At 43.3% G+C, this 16,777-nt stretch carries 21 protein-coding genes; 5 read left to right on the forward strand and 16 right to left on the reverse strand.

Annotation, left to right across the window (positions count from 1 at the left end; all coding sequences use genetic code 11):
* Window positions 1–10 precede the first annotated feature (10 nt).
* The 8 genes from AC2EXB_RS12870 to AC2EXB_RS12905 form a co-directional block, all read right to left on the reverse strand.
* Complete coding sequence (locus AC2EXB_RS12870) at window positions 11–394, reverse strand: DUF3397 family protein (RefSeq protein WP_483601830.1); 384 nt, start codon at window positions 392–394, stop codon at window positions 11–13.
* A gap of 3 nt (window positions 395–397) precedes the next feature.
* A complete protein-coding gene (locus AC2EXB_RS12875; protein ID WP_483601832.1) occupies window positions 398–1,255 on the reverse strand; it encodes a ketopantoate reductase family protein in 858 nt (285 codons plus the stop codon).
* An 82-nt stretch (window positions 1,256–1,337) separates the two neighbouring features.
* Window positions 1,338–2,888, reverse strand: coding sequence for an acyl-CoA carboxylase subunit beta (locus tag AC2EXB_RS12880; RefSeq protein ID WP_483601834.1), 1,551 nt, complete (start codon window positions 2,886–2,888; stop codon window positions 1,338–1,340).
* A 31-nt stretch (window positions 2,889–2,919) separates the two neighbouring features.
* Window positions 2,920–3,135, reverse strand: a complete 216-nt coding sequence (locus AC2EXB_RS12885; protein WP_235196636.1) for an acyl-CoA carboxylase biotin carboxyl carrier protein subunit — start codon at window positions 3,133–3,135, stop codon at window positions 2,920–2,922.
* The gene (locus AC2EXB_RS12890; protein ID WP_235196637.1) at window positions 3,132–4,481 is read right to left on the reverse strand and encodes an acetyl-CoA carboxylase biotin carboxylase subunit; all 1,350 of its coding nucleotides are present in this window, start codon (window positions 4,479–4,481) and stop codon (window positions 3,132–3,134) included. The genes AC2EXB_RS12885 and AC2EXB_RS12890 overlap by 4 nt, the downstream gene beginning before the upstream one ends.
* Window positions 4,482–4,664: 183 nt before the next feature.
* On the reverse strand, window positions 4,665–5,414 hold the full coding sequence (locus AC2EXB_RS12895; protein WP_483601837.1) for an enoyl-CoA hydratase/isomerase family protein: 750 nt from the start codon (window positions 5,412–5,414) through the stop codon (window positions 4,665–4,667).
* 87 nt (window positions 5,415–5,501) lie between these two features.
* Complete coding sequence (rpmF, locus tag AC2EXB_RS12900; RefSeq protein WP_033541041.1) at window positions 5,502–5,678, reverse strand: 50S ribosomal protein L32; 177 nt, start codon at window positions 5,676–5,678, stop codon at window positions 5,502–5,504.
* 24 nt (window positions 5,679–5,702) lie between these two features.
* Complete coding sequence (locus tag AC2EXB_RS12905) at window positions 5,703–6,236, reverse strand: YceD family protein (protein ID WP_483601840.1); 534 nt, start codon at window positions 6,234–6,236, stop codon at window positions 5,703–5,705.
* A 127-nt stretch (window positions 6,237–6,363) separates the two neighbouring features.
* On the opposite strand from AC2EXB_RS12905, the gene AC2EXB_RS12910 reads away from it, so the two are divergent.
* The gene (locus AC2EXB_RS12910; protein WP_483601842.1) at window positions 6,364–7,578 is read left to right on the forward strand and encodes a nucleotidyltransferase; all 1,215 of its coding nucleotides are present in this window, start codon (window positions 6,364–6,366) and stop codon (window positions 7,576–7,578) included.
* On the opposite strand, the gene AC2EXB_RS12915 is transcribed toward AC2EXB_RS12910, so the two are convergent.
* The 3 genes from AC2EXB_RS12915 to rsmD are packed head-to-tail and all read right to left on the reverse strand — an operon-like array spanning window position 7,551 to window position 9,679.
* Entirely contained in the window at window positions 7,551–8,576 is a 1,026-nt protein-coding gene (locus AC2EXB_RS12915) for a SepM family pheromone-processing serine protease (protein ID WP_483601844.1), read from the reverse strand. The genes AC2EXB_RS12910 and AC2EXB_RS12915 overlap by 28 nt on opposite strands.
* Window positions 8,577–8,631: 55 nt before the next feature.
* Window positions 8,632–9,111, reverse strand: a complete 480-nt coding sequence (gene coaD, locus AC2EXB_RS12920; RefSeq protein ID WP_483601846.1) for a pantetheine-phosphate adenylyltransferase — start codon at window positions 9,109–9,111, stop codon at window positions 8,632–8,634.
* Complete coding sequence (gene rsmD, locus AC2EXB_RS12925) at window positions 9,104–9,679, reverse strand: 16S rRNA (guanine(966)-N(2))-methyltransferase RsmD (protein WP_483601848.1); 576 nt, start codon at window positions 9,677–9,679, stop codon at window positions 9,104–9,106. Before rsmD ends, coaD begins: the two co-directional genes overlap by 8 nt.
* 82 nt (window positions 9,680–9,761) lie before the next feature.
* On the opposite strand from rsmD, the gene AC2EXB_RS12930 reads away from it, so the two are divergent.
* Window positions 9,762–10,142: a DUF7147 family protein gene (locus AC2EXB_RS12930; RefSeq protein ID WP_235196646.1), complete on the forward strand. Its 381-nt coding sequence runs from the start codon at window positions 9,762–9,764 to the stop codon at window positions 10,140–10,142.
* Here the strand turns inward: AC2EXB_RS12930 and AC2EXB_RS12935 are convergent, their stop codons facing one another.
* Complete coding sequence (locus AC2EXB_RS12935; RefSeq protein ID WP_235196647.1) at window positions 10,143–10,415, reverse strand: YlbG family protein; 273 nt, start codon at window positions 10,413–10,415, stop codon at window positions 10,143–10,145.
* Between the two features lie 372 nt (window positions 10,416–10,787).
* Here AC2EXB_RS12935 and AC2EXB_RS12940 point away from each other — a divergent pair, with 372 nt between their 5' ends.
* On the forward strand, window positions 10,788–11,702 hold the full coding sequence (locus AC2EXB_RS12940; RefSeq protein ID WP_483601850.1) for a glycerophosphodiester phosphodiesterase family protein: 915 nt from the start codon (window positions 10,788–10,790) through the stop codon (window positions 11,700–11,702).
* A 64-nt stretch (window positions 11,703–11,766) separates the two neighbouring features.
* On the opposite strand, the gene AC2EXB_RS12945 is transcribed toward AC2EXB_RS12940, so the two are convergent.
* Together AC2EXB_RS12945 and AC2EXB_RS12950 are read right to left on the reverse strand one after the other, a co-directional pair.
* Entirely contained in the window at window positions 11,767–12,213 is a 447-nt protein-coding gene (locus tag AC2EXB_RS12945; RefSeq protein ID WP_235196649.1) for a YlbF/YmcA family competence regulator, read from the reverse strand.
* 99 nt (window positions 12,214–12,312) lie between these two features.
* A complete protein-coding gene (locus tag AC2EXB_RS12950) occupies window positions 12,313–13,377 on the reverse strand; it encodes a CAP domain-containing protein (RefSeq protein WP_235196650.1) in 1,065 nt (354 codons plus the stop codon).
* A 142-nt stretch (window positions 13,378–13,519) separates the two neighbouring features.
* Here AC2EXB_RS12950 and AC2EXB_RS12955 point away from each other — a divergent pair, with 142 nt between their 5' ends.
* Together AC2EXB_RS12955 and ytvI are read left to right on the forward strand one after the other, a co-directional pair.
* Window positions 13,520–13,885 carry a YugN family protein gene (locus AC2EXB_RS12955; protein WP_235196651.1) on the forward strand — a complete coding sequence of 122 codons (366 nt, stop codon included), beginning with the start codon at window positions 13,520–13,522 and terminating at the stop codon, window positions 13,883–13,885.
* 104 nt (window positions 13,886–13,989) lie between these two features.
* Entirely contained in the window at window positions 13,990–15,048 is a 1,059-nt protein-coding gene (ytvI, locus tag AC2EXB_RS12960) for a sporulation integral membrane protein YtvI (protein WP_483601852.1), read from the forward strand.
* 110 nt (window positions 15,049–15,158) lie between these two features.
* Here the strand turns inward: ytvI and AC2EXB_RS12965 are convergent, their stop codons facing one another.
* Both AC2EXB_RS12965 and ctaG read right to left on the reverse strand, forming a co-directional pair.
* The gene (locus tag AC2EXB_RS12965) at window positions 15,159–15,620 is read right to left on the reverse strand and encodes a DUF420 domain-containing protein (protein WP_251474637.1); all 462 of its coding nucleotides are present in this window, start codon (window positions 15,618–15,620) and stop codon (window positions 15,159–15,161) included.
* Between the two features lie 25 nt (window positions 15,621–15,645).
* Entirely contained in the window at window positions 15,646–16,569 is a 924-nt protein-coding gene (gene ctaG / locus AC2EXB_RS12970; RefSeq protein ID WP_483601855.1) for a cytochrome c oxidase assembly factor CtaG, read from the reverse strand.
* Between the last annotated feature and the right edge of the window lie 208 nt (window positions 16,570–16,777).

The raw sequence follows: 16,777 nt of genomic DNA on the forward strand, positions 1-16,777 counted from the left end.
AAAATCAGCTTCATATCCCTAAAAAATGCAAAAGGGAAAGAACAATTCCAATTGCCCAGACCAAAGCATAGGCAAGGGCAAGTAGTACGAAATACATGCGCCACGTTTGACGGATGTATTTCATTATTTCTATTTCTTTTGTCTGCCGCCATTCAATGACAAGCAAGACGATCGCTATCAATATCGCTATCAAATAAATGAGTGCTGATATTTCAATATGCCAGATTGCTTTGATCGAAACGGGCACTGAAAGGAACAGCAGAAACGTAGTCAAATCAGCAGCAAGGCCGATTGATTGGTATTTCATTTTTTTGCGTGCAATCAGCACAACTAAAAGAAAGGCAAGAAATGGCGCAAAGATGAAGATTGCCCCAATCGTATATAGAATATCCATCGCTTATACCTCAGTCGCTTTTAATAGATTATATAAAGTTTTTAATAACGGCAGGTCAACTTTTGAACGCTGCAGCGTATACAGCAAGATCGTATCGAGCTCCATTTTCCTTTTGGCTAATTTATCGGCCAGCATCGAAGATGTGTTCGTTGATGTTGAAGCGCATAAAGCCGTGACTTCCTCGAAAGGAAGGAGCTTCTCAATTTCAGGAAATGCGAGATACAATTCCGTGTAAAGATTTCTCAATAATTCATAGGCATGGTAATTCGTCAACAACTCGCCATTTTGGATTTCCATTAAAGCAGTTAAAGGATTGATCAAGCAATTGAGTAGCACTTTGCGGAATAAGAGCTGATCAGCATCCTCCACCCATCCGCTCGTAAAGCCCTGGATGTCAGCCAACGGTTTGAAAATGGAAGCTTCTCCTCTCGCTAGCGCAAATTTTACTGTTCCGAGACCTGTGTGCCTTATTTCTGTCGCACTCACTTTAAGCGCTCCGTGTTCAACGCTGCCTAATGCGATTTGCTGCTGCGGCAGCTCTTCGATCAATTCAAGGTGCAGCATACCGTTTTGAAGGAAAATAAGCGGGTTGTCCGGACATTCATGGCTGAGTTCAGGCAAAAGGCCTTGAAGTGCATCATATTTCACTGCCACTATAATATAGGTGTCCGGTGAAATCAGTTGAAACTTTGTAATGGCAGGTATCTGGTATAGTTTATGGTCTTTTAATATCCCTATTTCTTCGATTTCCTTCGCTTGCTTTTCAGTCTTTGGCATCAACTGAACATCTTCTCCCGCATCTTTTAACAGACAAGCGATCAGCATGCCGATCGCTCCAGCTCCGACCACTGCAAATTTCATCTGGTTCCCTCCCCTATCCAAACCGATTATACTCTCAAAAAAGAAGCCTGCCTTATAAAGGCAGACTTCAGGTTAGTTCTTATTATACAGGATTGATCGCATGTTTTCGATATGGCAACGGCAAATCTTTTGTTTCATAGAAAGAAAGGCGCTGCGATAGAACTTCGCGCAATTGGCTTGGCGCGATAATTTCATCGATGATCATTTCTGAAGCCAGTTTATAAATATCGATTTCTTCTTTATATTCCTGATGCTTCTCTTGAACAAATTTCAAACGTTCTTTCGGATCTTCGATCGCTTCGATTTTGTTTGAGTAAACGGCATTAACTGCTGCTTCCGGTCCCATTACTGCAATTTGGGCAGTCGGGAGCGCAATGCAGACATCCGGCTCAAAAGCAGGGCCAGCCATCGCATAAAGTCCAGCACCGTAGGCTTTGCGGACAATGACAGAAATTTTAGGCACCGTCGCTGAACTCATCGCTGCGATAAATTTGGCGCCGTGGCGGATAATGCCAGCCCGCTCAACTTTCGTCCCGATCATAAATCCGGGAACATCCGCAAGGAACAATAACGGAATGGAGAATGCGTCGCAAAGATTGATGAATTTCGCGCCCTTATCAGCTGAATCGCCGAATAAGACCCCGCCTTTAACTTTCGGCTGGTTCGCTAAAATTCCGACTGCTTGTCCATCGATGCGGGCAAGCCCGGTGATCAGTTCACCTGCAAATAGCTTTTTGATATCGAAGAAACTGCCTTCATCCACTAATTGATCGATCAATTCATACATATCAAAAGGTGCATTCTGATTTTCCGGAATAATCGCTTCGAGTGAACGGCCAGCCTTTTGGGCTTTCGATTCAATTCTTTCCGGCTTCAAAGCGAAATTCGCCGGGAAGAATTGCAGGTAGCGGCGAGCTTCTGAAATCGCTTCTTCTTCCGTCGAAACCAATACGTCGCCGACTCCACTGACGGTGCAATGCATGCGGGCTCCGCCCATTTCTTCGAGCGTCACTTTTTCACCAATTACTTTTTCAGCCATACGCGGCGATCCTAAGTACATGGAAGCATTGCCTTCCACCATGATGACAATGTCACAAAACGCGGGTATGTAAGCGCCGCCTGCTGCAGACGGACCAAACAATAGGCAAATTTGCGGAACCATTCCGGACATTCTCACCTGGTTATGGAAGATCCGCCCTGCACCTCTGCGGTTTGGGAACATCGCGAGTTGGTCGGTAATGCGAGCGCCTGCCGAATCGACTAAATACAGCATCGGCACTTGCATCTTCTCTGCGGTTTCTTGGATGCGGATGATTTTCTCCACGGTTCTGAAGCCCCATGAACCAGCTTTTACAGTCGAGTCATTGGCCATGACACAGACTGTTTCGCCGTTCACTTTACCGATTGCCGTCACTACGCCATCGGCCGGGAGGTCTCCCGCTTCCACATTTGCAAAGCGTCCGTCTTCAGCATAGTTTTCATCGTCAAATAATAGTTTAAGCCGATCACGTACAAATAATTTATTGCTTTCCTTCATTTTTTCATGGTATTTCTGCTGCCCCCCAGCAAAAATTGTAGCCAACTTCTGTTCTAAACGTTCGTTATACCCCGTTGTTTCGGTGGTTTTCGTCATTTCTGCATCCCCTTTGCACGGAAATCCGTTGTTATTCGCCGAATGTGATTAACGTATCTTCTTCGTTGACAAAGCCGCCGATTTCAACGTGGATTTTTTCCACTTTGCCGCCTGCTTCCGCTTCAACAGGAATCTCCATTTTCATGGATTCCAAAGTTAAAATTGCTTGGCCAGCAGAGACCGTTTCTCCTTCTGCCACCAAAATATTCAATACTGTACCTGCCATTGATGCTTTTACTTCTTTCATAGTCCTGATTCCTCCTTTGATTTTTCCATCCAATTCGACAATGTCGATGTTGCATATTCTCCCGAAACGAATTCCTGGGATTCGATAAATTCATGGAATAGCGGGATGTTGGTTTTTACTCCCGTTATTGTAGCATGATTGAAAAAATTCTGTGATTTGCGAAGCGCATCAATCCGGTCTTCTCCTGTTACAATGATTTTTGAAATCATCGGATCATAGAATGGCGTTACTGCATTGCCTTGTTCATAACCGGATTCAATACGGGCATCCTGCCCCCAAATGATTTTCTCAAGTGTTCCGGGTGAAGGGAAAAAGGTTTTCGGATCTTCTGCATAAATTCGGTATTCGATGGCATGGCCAGTCGATTCGATTTCATTTTGCGCAGGCAAAACTTCTCCGTTGGATACTTTCAACTGCCATTCAACCAAATCGAGCCCTGTTACTTGTTCCGTTACCGGATGCTCTACTTGGAGACGAGTGTTCATTTCCAAAAAGTAGAATTCGTTATTTTCATCAACAATAAATTCCACTGTGCCTGCATTGGTATAGGCAACCGCTTTTGCTGCCTGTACAGCTGCTTCGCAAAGCTTTTGCCTTACGTCCTGCGGCAAGTTCGGCGAAGGCGATTCTTCAATCACTTTCTGGTTGCGGCGCTGAACGGAACAATTCCGCTCGAATAGATGGACGATATTGCCGTGCTGATCCCCAAAAATTTGAACTTCGATGTGGCGAGCATTCGGCAAGAACTTCTCTAAGAAAACGATATCATCGCCGAAGTAAGCTTTAGCACGATTTTTCACCGACAGGAACTGTTGACTGAGCGCTTGCTCACTATCACAGCGCACCATTCCGATGCCCCCGCCTCCGGCACTTGCCTTTAACATAATTGGATAGCCGATTGCTGCCGCTTCTTTTATCGCTTCTTCCAAAGTAGCCACACCGTTTTCAGTTCCTGGTACAACCGGAACATCTGCCTCAATCATCGTTCTGCGCGATTCGATTTTATCGCCCATTTTTTCGATTATATCAGCTGCTGGACCGATGAATGTCAATCCTGCTTTTTCAACTTTGCGCGCGAACTCCGCATTTTCAGACAACAGTCCATATCCGGGATGGATAGCCGATGCGCCGTGCGCTTTCGCTGCTTCAATAATTTTGTCCCCTTGTAAATAAGATTGGACAACTGGATTCGGCCCAATCAATACATGTTCAGTTGCTTCACTTACATAAGGCAGATCCCCATCAGCCTCAGAGTGGATAGCAACTGTTTCAATCCCCAGCTTGTTGCACGTACGTATAATTCGGCGTGCAATTTCACCGCGGTTGGCAATCAGGATTTTATTCATATAAGAAATACCCCCTGTGTTTTTCTCCCTTCTCTAGCATATACGAAATTTGTAAGCGATTTCAACTATTCTTATAAAAATTATACTTTAGGGCTTTTGCAATAATTTCACTGGAACTCAAAAGCGCCTCTGAAGGCATACTGAAATTCCAGTATTTCTTCAGAGGCGCCGCAATTTAATCTCTTATTTCTTCTTATTAAGGAATCTTTCGACCGCCTGGTGGTGGGCATCTGCTTCCCACAATTCTGCACAAATTCGGATTTCATCATTTACCCGGTCTTTCAAGTTTGAACTTTGCCATTTGCGAATGGCAATTTCTTTGTAAGCCCGATGGACTTCCGGAAGTATTTTTTTCATGGAATGGAAAAATTCGTCCACTTCGGCATACGAATCCACTACTTTCGTGGCCCAACCGTTCTCAAGCAAGTCATTGGCTGTATAGACTTTCGCTTCACTCAGCATTTTAAGCGCTTCGGCATGCGGCAAGGTTTCCATTGCGTACGTGCCCCCGCCCCAGCCGCTTGTAATGGCGAGCGTTCCTTGGATAAAGCCGCATTTCGCATGGCTGCGGACTAATCGGTAATCGCAGGCAGTCGCGATTTCACAGCCTCCACCGACTGCCATTCCATTGACTAGCGCAATCACCGGAACCGGCAACGTTTTCACTTGGTAGAGGACATCACCCATTTTTTTTAACATCGGATAAGCTTCATTCCGCGTTCGTAAATTCTGATAAACCGACAAATCGCCTCCAGAACAAAAAGCTTGTTCCCCCGAACCGGTGATGACGACAAATTGCGGATTATCGCTATGTACTTGTGCTACTAATTCTTCAAGGCCTTGGATCACTTCATCGTTGATTGCGTTTCGGATATGGGGACGATCGATTGTAAAAGTCAATATGCCATCGGACAAATCTATTTTATAAGACATCAAACCACTCCTTGCTTAAATTTAGATAGAGAAAAAGGCTATCGAGAGCCATGGCCTCTCAATAGCCTTTTAGCAGCAAATACTGGTTTATTTGCTTGCTACAACTTCTTTCCCTTTGTATGATCCACATGCTTTGCAGACGTGGTGAGCCAATTTCGATTCGCCACAGCTAGGGCAAGTTACCATGCCCGGCACTGACAATTTGAAATGAGTACGGCGTTTTCTTTTAACGGTTTTGGACGTTCTTCTGAACGGTACAGCCATTGGTGACACCTCCTTACAATGATTCTATTCATCTGACTGATCAAAATACTTTGCTAAATCAGCAAGTCTTGGATCCGGTTTTGGTGGTGCTTCTGCTTTCTCGGCTTCCGCTTGCTCATCCGTTGAATACGACCAATCGTTGCCGCCTGTTATAACGGCTTCGTCGGCGTCTTCCTTAAAGACTTGTATCGGTATCTCAAGCAAAACAAGTTCTTCCAGTATCGGCTGAAGATTAATTGTTTCAGCATCTACAAAATGAACATTATCTTCCCTGCTTTCCCGGTCTTTTTCAGACCAAGAAAAAATTTCAACCGATTCTACGTCAATCGGGAATTCAACGTCTTCCCAAGTTCGTGCACAAGGCAAGATCAACTTGCCTTCGAGATGGAGCTGGCACGTTATTTGTTGCGAACCAACTGTACAATGTCCGGTGACATGCATAGGGGAAACATCACGAATATCACTATTGCGATCTTTCACTGCATCTAACCGGATCGTTTCGTCGATTGGCATTCCGTCTTTGCGAAACTTTTGAAGCTGTTGAATCGCCATTTTCATAAGTATCACCTCTAAGACAACAAAGTTGATTATATAATGCACAGAAAAAGATGTCAAGATAAAATCTTGTCAGGGGTTTCTAAACATCGGTATACTGTAGATTAAGTTTACCAAAGGGGAGAGCCAAATGAAAGCTACAGGTATTATTGTTGAATACAATCCATTTCATAACGGACATCTTTACCATGCCGAGCAAGCAAAAAAGAAATCCGGTGCGGATGTCGTCATTGCTGTCATGAGCGGGCAATTTCTTCAGCGCGGCGAACCGGCTTTTGTCGATAAATGGACGCGTTGCGAAATGGCCCTTCAGAGCGGCGTCGACCTTGTAATCGAACTTCCTTATGTCTACGCCACAGGACAGGCTTCCGATTTTGCAAAAGGCTCCATCCATCTTTTACAAGCCATCGGCAGCGAATCTTTCTGTTTTGGCAGCGAACAAGGCGCCATCGAACCGTTTTTAAATTCCTATGCCTTATTATCTGCTCACCGCGCTGAATACGACCGTTTAATCCATGAAGCTATCCAAACCGGCATTAGCTATCCAAAAGCCTTGAACAACGCTTACAAAGCGCTTACTGGCTCGGATGCGGGGTTCGCAGATTTATCCCAACCCAATAACATCCTTGGCTACCATTACATAGAAGCGGCAAAAAATTCCCGGTTTGCTATTCAGCCTTTGACCATACAGCGGATTGCCGCCAATTACCACGATCCGGTCAATAAAGATTTGACGATTGCCAGCGCAACAGGCATTCGCAAAGCTTTTTTTGAAGAAGGATCGCTTGAAGAGCTTTCACGTTTTATGCCTGCCGCTTCTATCGATTCCCTTGTTTCATTTCACGACGTTCACGGTGTATTTGGCAGCTGGGAATTATTTTACCCAGTACTTCGTACCATTATCTTGCGAGAGCGGCCGGAAAATCTAAAACGATTTGCTGAAGTGACAGAAGGAATAGAAAACCTCATCTACGAAGCGGCAAAAAAAGAACCCTATTTTGAAGAATTCATTGCGCGAATCAAATCCAAACGTTTTACAAGAACCCGAGTCCAGCGCATGCTCACCCATATTTATACCGGATTCACATGGGAACAATTGCGTTCTTTTGAAAAGCCTTCCTATCTACGTTTGCTGGGAATGACAGAAGCCGGCCGGCAATACCTCAATACGCAAAAAAAGAATATCGAACTCCCCCTTATCAGCCGCGCCGCTGACCTCAGCGACGGGATGGGAGGACTCGATATTCATGCAAGCTACATGTATTTATCCGGTATGGGCATTGCCAATCTTCAACAGGAATATTCCACACCGCCCTATTATTTGGCTTCTAACTCCGCTAAATAATCAAGTGCATCTGTGACATTTTGAACCGGAACAATTTCCATGTCTGAATTGATTTTCTCAGCCGTTTCCACCGCAACGTCGTAATTGGTTTCATCTACGCCTTCGGCTTCATCATCTGGAGCAAAGAAAATTTCGATTCCTTCATTGTCGGCAGCGATGATTTTCTGGTCGATGCCGCCAATTCTTCCTACACTTCCATCACTGGCCATTGTGCCAGTGCCTGCTACATTATAGCCTTTTGTAATATCTTCATCCAGCAACTGATTGATGATTTCCAGTGTGAACATCAAGCCTGCAGAAGGTCCGCCAATCGAATCGGAATCAATCTCCACTTTCGGAGTTGTCATAATATCTTTATTTTCTACAAATGATATTCCGAGTCCGATGCGTTCCTTTTCACTTGGCAATGGAGCCAGTTCGATTTCATTGGTGATTTCCCGGTCGTCGCGTTCATAGACAACCTCTACTGATTCCCCTTCTTTTTTGCTCGAAATGTAATCGACAAATTCCTGTTGGGCAGAAAATTCATTGCCATCCAGTGACAGCACCTGATCCCCTGCCTGCAGCGTTCCATCTGCCGCGCCGCCTTCTAGCACATTTAAAACGAACACTCCGTTATTGGTCACTTCATAAGGCAATTCTGCTTGTTCGAAAGCTACCTGCAAAGCGTTGATCTGGGAATCCGACATCAGCTTTAGTTGGCGGACGTTGTATTCTTCATCGCTTTCATGCGGACTTCGGACTTGTTCCGGCTTTAAAACCTTGTAGCTGTCTTTCACTTTGGCATATAGGTAAAGGGAAGGCGTCGCATTCAACATCGAAACAGTCATAAGGCTCAATGTCCCTTCGTCGTCTTCATCTCCCCCTTCAACTTTCACTAGAGGGCTCAATTCGTAAGCGCCGCCTGGTCGGGTAATATAAAGGTCTAAGCGGTACGTCGAAACGAAAATAGCCAATGCGGCTACAAGTACCACGATAATCAGTTTTTTGTTCTTCATACGCTGCTCCTTTCTTTTTAGCAGCTCAATTACAAAAAGCCACGCAAAACGTGACTTAAATGAATTTCTGCTTTAATGCATCTTCTACTGCTGCTGGCACTAATCCGCTGATACTGCCGCCGTATTTCGCTACTTCTTTGACAATGCTCGAACTTAAGAATGAATACTGATTGTTCGAAATCATAAACAAAGTCTCAATGTTTTCATTTAAGAACCGGTTCATGGAAGTGATTTGCATCTCGTATTCGAAATCCGAGACGGCACGCAGCCCTCGGACGATAGCATTCGCTTTCACTTCAATGGAATAATCGATCAACAGACCCGCAAATGAGTCGACTTGAACATTGGGAATCGAACGGGTGACTTCCGCAATCAAGTCCATTCGTTCATCGACATTGAAAAGCGGGTTCTTCGATGAATTGTTCATGACCACTACTTTGACTTCATCAAAGATAGTAGAAGCTCGTTTGATAATGTCTAAATGCCCCATTGTAATCGGATCGAAACTTCCTGGCACAACTGCAATTTTACTCAATCTCTTCTCCCTCTTCCCCTTTAAAACGGTAAATTGAAATGACGGTGCTGCCGTATGGCTCATGCTTGAACCGCTCAAAATACTTTGTCTCTGCTTCGAGCTCCACTTCTTTTGCGTGTTCGCAGACCACAATTGAATCTTCTGTCATGATGCCGATTTCTGCAGCTTTATCCATTAATTCATAGGATTTTTCCAAATGATACGGTGGATCCAAAAACATTAATCTTGCTTGGATCCCATTTTTTTTCATTGCTTTGATGGCTCGTTCCGCTTCCACTTTATAGACTTCCGCCTGCTCTTGCAACTTTGTCTTTTCAAGATTCGCTCGGATTGTCTCAATCGATTTCCGGTCTTTATCCGTAAAAATAACCCGATCAATCCCACGGCTTAATGCTTCAATGCCAAGCCCGCCGCTTCCTGCAAATAAATCGACAGCGGTGCCGCCATCAAAAAATGGGCCGATCATATTGAAGATGGATTCTTTCACTTTATCTGTAGTGGGCCTTGTGGAAGTCCCGGGCACCGCTTTTAATGGCAGCCCTTTTGCTGTTCCTGCTACAACACGCATACTATCGCCTCTTATTTGCTAAATTTCTTCTGGATAAGTTTTTTGGTAATGGTAAAATGGATTTTGGAAAGGACGTGCTATCATGATCCAACGTTTTATCGAACTTGGAGAAGGTTACGGAGATATATACGAGCTCCGGGAACTGATCGCCACAAATTCACACCGTTTTCTTCATGGATTCGTATTTATGTCCAAGGATAAGGACGGAAAAGCTGTTCTATCAATTGCAGCTGCTTTTAAACCTGCAGAAGAAGGCAATTTCATGCCAATCTACCTCTGCCGCGAAGGGATTCCGGAGGACTCCAAGCGCTTGGCTATTTTCGAGCAGGCTGTAACCGAACAAGGACACACGCCAATAAAAATGGAAGTTAAGCATTCTTCTGTCTATGTGGAAAAAACCATGTACTTCAGCCACTTGATTGCCATCTTGCGGTTAAATCACTACATTCCGCCAATGCAATAATCAGAGGCCGATCTTATAGTCGTATTCTTTCGCTTTGTCCGGTTTTGCATTTTCATACTCGGTTTTAATGAATGGCCGGTAGGATTCAAGCACTTGTTTGACATAAGGAAGCTTCGATAATTTCGCTTTCGTGTTTTCAATTGCTTCTTGGTCCATATAAAGTACGACATATTTCAGCTTTCTCGAGATAAAGTGAACATGTCCGAATTTGCGCAATGATTTAGCTTGCTTCAAATGATGTACGTAGACAATGAGGCCTTGACGATCTCGCATAAATTCCCCTCTTTTCTACCGATTCAACGGCATATCAATTCCGCACGCTTTAAAGCCCTGGCGCCTATGGATCTTAAATCCTGGGCTATTCAGCTCTCACTTAAGCGCAGACGAGTTTGCTCGTGTGTAGGTTCAATGTATTTAGTTTAGAATACCATAGGTAAGAAAAATGCCGCAACCACAACAATTCAGGCACTCCAGTTCCCATTTTCCGCGGAAAACCCGACAGCGTAGCCGAACTTTTTTTTGTGGGGCGAATGAAATGGAATTTTTGGGGTATAGTGAACAAAACACTATCGGATTAAACTAACACTAAATCGGATAGTTCGCTATAATATCTATAGTTATATTTTTGAGGGGGTATTACATAAGATGGGGAAGAAAACGAAAATCAGCCTTGCTGCAGTAGCGGTTGGAGCAGCGGCATGGGCAGGGACTAAAGCAATAGCTAATCCACAAAAGCGGCCTCATAAGGAAGCTTTGGATTATCAACAGCCTATCGTATTAGCTCATCGCGGCGGCTGTGGAATTGCCCCTGAGAATTCAATGGCCGCATTTAGTAAATCTGCGGAATTAGGCGTACAAGGATTTGAAATTGATATCCGATTAACAAAAGATGAAGAGATCCTGGTTTTTCATGACGAATACGTAGACCGGACCACGGATGGAGCTGGCCGCATCGCGGATATGTCTTTAGAAGAGCTGCGTGAGTTTGATCTAGGCTATCACTTTATTGATATAGACGGAAGACATTCCTACCGAGGAAAAGGCGAGAAAGTAATATTGCTGAAAGAATTGTTCAAGAAATTCCCGCATATGCTCGTCAATATTGATATCAAAGACTCGCCAGAAACATATGAAGGCAGTTTGATCCCTTCTAAGTTATGGCGCTTGATCGAATCAATGGATGTCCAGGACCGCGTTGTCGTCACCAGTTTCTTTGACGAACAAATTGACCGGTTTAATCTTTATGCGCAAAACCGCGTAGCAATCGGCGCTGGTGAAAACGAAGTGCGGAAAGCCTACACGGCCTTCAACAGCCAATTTGGCCATCTTTACCAGCCAAGAGCTGATGTGTTCCAAATTCCAGTACGCTCTTCTATGTTCAGGCTCGATTCACACCGATTTATTTCATTCTTAAGGAACTTGAACATTCCGGTGCATTATTGGACAATCGATGACGCTCAAGAAATAAAGGCTTTGGTCGCGGCTGGAGCGAAAGGCATCATTACCCGCCGCCCAGATATCGCGGTTCCTTTAATTGAAGAACTTCAAAACAAACAATAAAAAACTGTGCAGCGAAATGCTGCACAGTTTTTTTATAGACTTATAGCCATTTCCTTGCTGCTGATTAAGCGGAGCAAGAACAGCCGCCGCCAGTCCCGCAGCTTCCACCGCAAGAAGACCCGGATGAGAAGAAAGGATTGCTCGATGGGATCTTAACCGCCTCTGAAACCGATCTTCCGATGATGAAGCTTACTTGGTCCATCAAGTCCTGAAGATCGTTTTCTGCAAGCCGCAAAGCCGCTATCTGCTCATTCAGATCTAGCCGGCGTTTATCGACACGGATTTGCTTCATCACCCGATGATATTCGGGATGGTATTTGCCAAACCGCTGTACTTCTTCATACTGCTCTTTCAATCTTGCAAAAGCTTGGATTTCCGCTGCAAGATCTTTATCGTTATAGACGGAATTATAAGCATCTCGGTAAATCTCTGCTTGTTCCGACTGCAATATCATTTCGCTCAACTCTTCTGCAGAGTCAGTTATTTCAACCCATTCATAGGTCATAAACATAGTGATCTCCTCCTCTACGCTATCATCATAGCAGAAAATCGGGCATTTTCCTATATTCAGAAATGCATGATTGGAAGTTAAATACACGATGAACGCTTGTTACTGTTTTTCTGCACTCGTCGGTTCTTGGTAAATAAAGTTTTGCGTGTAGTATTTTCCAAATACCCCTACACCGATTTGATTGAATTTATCGGAAAGCAAAGTTTCCCGGTGATCCGATGAATTAATCCACCCATGGACGGCTTCAGCTGCATCAAAATATTGTGTCGCAGTGTTCTCTCCAGCCTCATTAAAAAGAATATTTGCTGCGGTTAATCGGTCATTTAAATTTTCCAGCTCGATTTCTTGAGAAGAAAAATCTTTTTTCGCTGTATTTTCACTATGTTCCCTTGCCAATAGATTGATGGAAGGATTTTCGTATAAAGGATTTCGCTGATGGTGCAAACGATAAACATTTGTCAAATCAACAATCTGTTTTGCATTCGCTTCATCAATTGATTGCTGCAAACCTGATGATGGAGTAATCGGCGGCAGCAAATCGCCGACAAACATCATATCGTACGGCTGGTGCCTGATGAGCGTTTCAGCATCCATAAAACGTACAGCTTCCAGCTTATCGTCTTCTACATCAATATAAAGCTGTGCATAGACTTCATCAAAACTCACTAACAATCGCCTGTTTATATCTTCTGCACCTAAATTGAAGGTGTAGATATTCGTTCCATATTTTACGGTTATTTCATTTTCAACAATCGTAAAGCGGTATAGCTCATCCAATGTTTGGCCGATTTCATACGGAGCTGCATTTGTAGCAGTTCCTGCCGTATATACTTGGACAGTCTTACTATTCTTTACACCTACCATCATATAGTTGGAGAAAGAGCTATTATAAATCCACCACTCGTAGCCGAAAGCGGAAGGTTCGATCCGGTCTGGCATGCCGTAGTCGTTCAGCCATTCATCTGTATCTTGGCCAATATAAGTGGAAATCCCTTCTGCCGGGCGTTCAACATCCATGTTTTTTTCGACAATATCTTTCGCTGGCAATGGATCCATTGTCGGTGGTGCTTCCAAAACCTCATTTTCTTCTGTCGGTGAATCAAAATAAAAGAACACGATTAGAATAATCGAGAGAAAAATCATGATCTTCAATAAGTCTTTCAATCGATCAGCTCCTTAACTCCACTAGTTTCATAATTATAACAGTCGTCTGTATTCTGACACAATCTAGCCATTGCAACAAGTTCGAATATGATCTATTATTAAAGAAGCATTTAGTCAGTTTTGATTTAGAGGAGGAGATCCTATGTATTTTGAGAATACAGGACTTGAAGGCATTCAAGTAGATTTCACATTGCTTGATGACATTATGAGAAAACACGGTTTAACTAAAGAAGGTCAATGGGATTACGAACGCGTAACTTTCGACCGCAAATTCAAAGTTCATGAAGGCACTTTTTATCTGCGCGTATTCGCATACGCAATTGATGGAGACATTGATGCTGGAGACGCAGTAGTCCATGTGTTAAAGCCAGTTCTAGGCAAACACTACTACCCGCACGGCGTTGAATACGGCGAAGATGAACACTTCCCCGAACACTTGATCAAATCATGCACAGAAGTGCTGAAATCGATTCAAGCTGATGTTGAATCGTTCAAAATCAAAGCATAATAAAACGGCCGCAGTTCAATGAACTGCGGTTTTTTTTATTTTTCCCCGTTCGTTTTAACTGGTTATTGGTATACTGTTATTAATCAATTATTAGGAGGTTCATCGTGCGGAAATGGCTAAATAAAAGAGTGCTTACAACAGCACTTGTGCTCTTGGCGTTAATTTTGATATCGATATACATATTGCCGATTTCAATCCCTTTGATTATCGGCCTATTGACCGCTATTTTTTTGGAACCGTTTGTCGGGTTTGTCCAAAAGCGCTTTAAATGGCGACGAAAAAATGCTGTATTAACGGTTTTCGTCTTATTTCTTCTTATCGTCTCGGCCGTTCTTTACTGGACTGTCACCCAATTGATCGGGAGGATCATCCAGTTTTCAAAAATGGTTCCCGATTACATCAATTCATTATCCGATATGTGGGAAGAAATTCAATCGTTCTTTTTACGTTCTACGGAAGAGATGCCTGTAGAAGTGATTTCCTCATTTGAAACAGAGCTCGCCCAATTTTTAGACGGCATCCGGGAATGGGTGCTCACCATCGTCAATTACGATACTGTCACCAATTTGCTGACTGGCATCCCTTCATTTTTGGTCAGCTTCATCGTCTTTTTGATTGCATTGTTCCTGTTCATGCTTGAATTGCTGAATTTGAGAGAGATGCTTTTCAAGCGGTTGAAAGAATCCACCGCTGAAAAAGTACGCTTTATGGCTGCCCGATTGAACAATGTGATTTTCGGCTTTCTAAAAGCGCAATTTTTAGTATCCGTCATTATTTTCATCGTTTCTCTAATTGCTTTATTATTCATAGCTCCAGAGTATGCAATCGTGATGTCCTTAGTAATTTGGATCATCGATTTCATCCCGATTCTCGGATCTATCATCGTCCTGACGCCTTGGTTTATCTACCAATTCATCATTGGGGACGTTTATCAAGGAACCCAGCTCGCGATATTGGCTTTGGTTCTATTAATCATCCGCAGAACCGTCGAACCAAAAGTGATGGGGACACAAATCGGACTCTCTCCTCTCGCCACGCTGATTGCCATGTATATCGGCCTCCAGCTTTTCGGGGTACTTGGTTTCTTCATCGGGCCTCTCATTGTCATCCTATTCACTTCTGCACGTGAAGCCGGAATGATTAAAATTGATTTTAAAGTATAAAAAGAGGCTTTGGGCTAAGTAGTATTTCACTTAGCCCAAAGCCTCTTCCTTTTCATGATCGATACACAGCAAAAAAGTCGTCCCGCATGACTTCTCGGGACGACTCTTTTTTATCCGCCTAATATCGCTTTAAAGACTGAAGTCGTATGTCCGCCTTCATAGATAACATAAAGCAGTAAGTATACGACGACTCCTGTAATTGCTGTAAAGAACCAAATGATGCTTGTGATAGGACCCAATTTCCGGTGTTTGTCCAAGCGGTTTTTCCAGCCAAGCCAAATAGTGATCAGCCCCATAACTCCACCTGTCGTTGCCAAAGTGATATGGAAAATCAAAAAGATCGTATAGATCAATTTGTATTCATCAGGTCCTCCAAAGGCAGTATTGCCGATGAAAATCGTGCGGGACATGTATATGATAAAGAACGTCAATGCGGAGGCTCCAGCCGCCCACATGACTTTTTTATGCGCTTCAATTTTGCGGTTGACGACTAAATACCAGCCAATCGCTACCAAAATTGCGCTTAATACAATAAAAAATGTGCTGATGGTCGGTAATACCGGCAAATTCATCTAGATTTATCCCCTTTTTAACTCATTAAGCATTGTGCCTGTGATAAGCCATATTTTTTCTGTCTTGAATAGATTTTGCCGTAATTTCATCAGCATTATCATTCTCATTTCTCAACCATTCATAGAATACCAACCATAGGAAAACAGTAAACACTAATTCCTGCAAGACTTTCATGACAATGCCGCCAGTTCGTTGGTCTTCTACAGTGGACATGTTTGTAAATAATTCCGGACCGGATAAGTTCAGCTGCGACAATGTTCCCGCAGGTACACAGAGAGCCATCGCTTTAAGCCAAGCCTCTCCATCTGAATAAGTGGCATAGAATGGGCTGCTGCTGAAAATAATCAGCGCACAAGCTGGTGTCATCAAGACACTTAAACCAAATAAATAACCCAGCTTTTTCAAACCGTGGAATTTATAAGAGCCTTCCAAATTATTCACAACCGGCCACCAATAAAAAATTGCTGAGATAAACAAGATGCCGTTTACCGCTGCATGGATGGATGTACTCGTTTTAACAAAATCAAAAACGAGCGGAATGTGGTAAAAAGAAAATACCAGGCCGAATAAGATCAACGCTAACATCGGCTTTGTGAAGAAATGAAAGAGCGGTTTAACTACTGGGAAGTTGATAAACTTTCTCCATACCCACGAAGGAACCCCCATAATAAGAAGCGGCGGAACCAAAAGCAATAGAAACGCCATCTGAACCATGTGCATCGAGAAGATGATATGGCCAAGAAGATCGGTCGGAGACCCTTTAATGATATAAAGCAACACCATACCTGAAACGAAAAGAATCGCTTCTTTCGTTTTTAGAGGCTCGCTATCTTTGAATTTGTCTTTCCATTTTATCGTAAGCATAAAATACAAAATTGTAATAAGAACGAGAACTGCTAAGTAATACGGACTCCATAACGCAAGAAATCCGAAAATACTAATCGGCATGCTTGCATACCTCCTTTATCATAAGTACCCTCATTATATAGTGTGGTGTGAACTATATCAATGAACGAACTATGACAATTCATTTAAGGAAACCTGCTAGAAATTCCTTTTCCTCATTTAAGGGTTCATGTGCTATTCATGCTTTTAAGACACCTGTCGCGTGTGCCGCTCTTTTAGAAGACACTTAACTCTATCCTATTAAACAGAG

The organism is Planococcus alkaliphilus, from assembly GCF_057031095.1.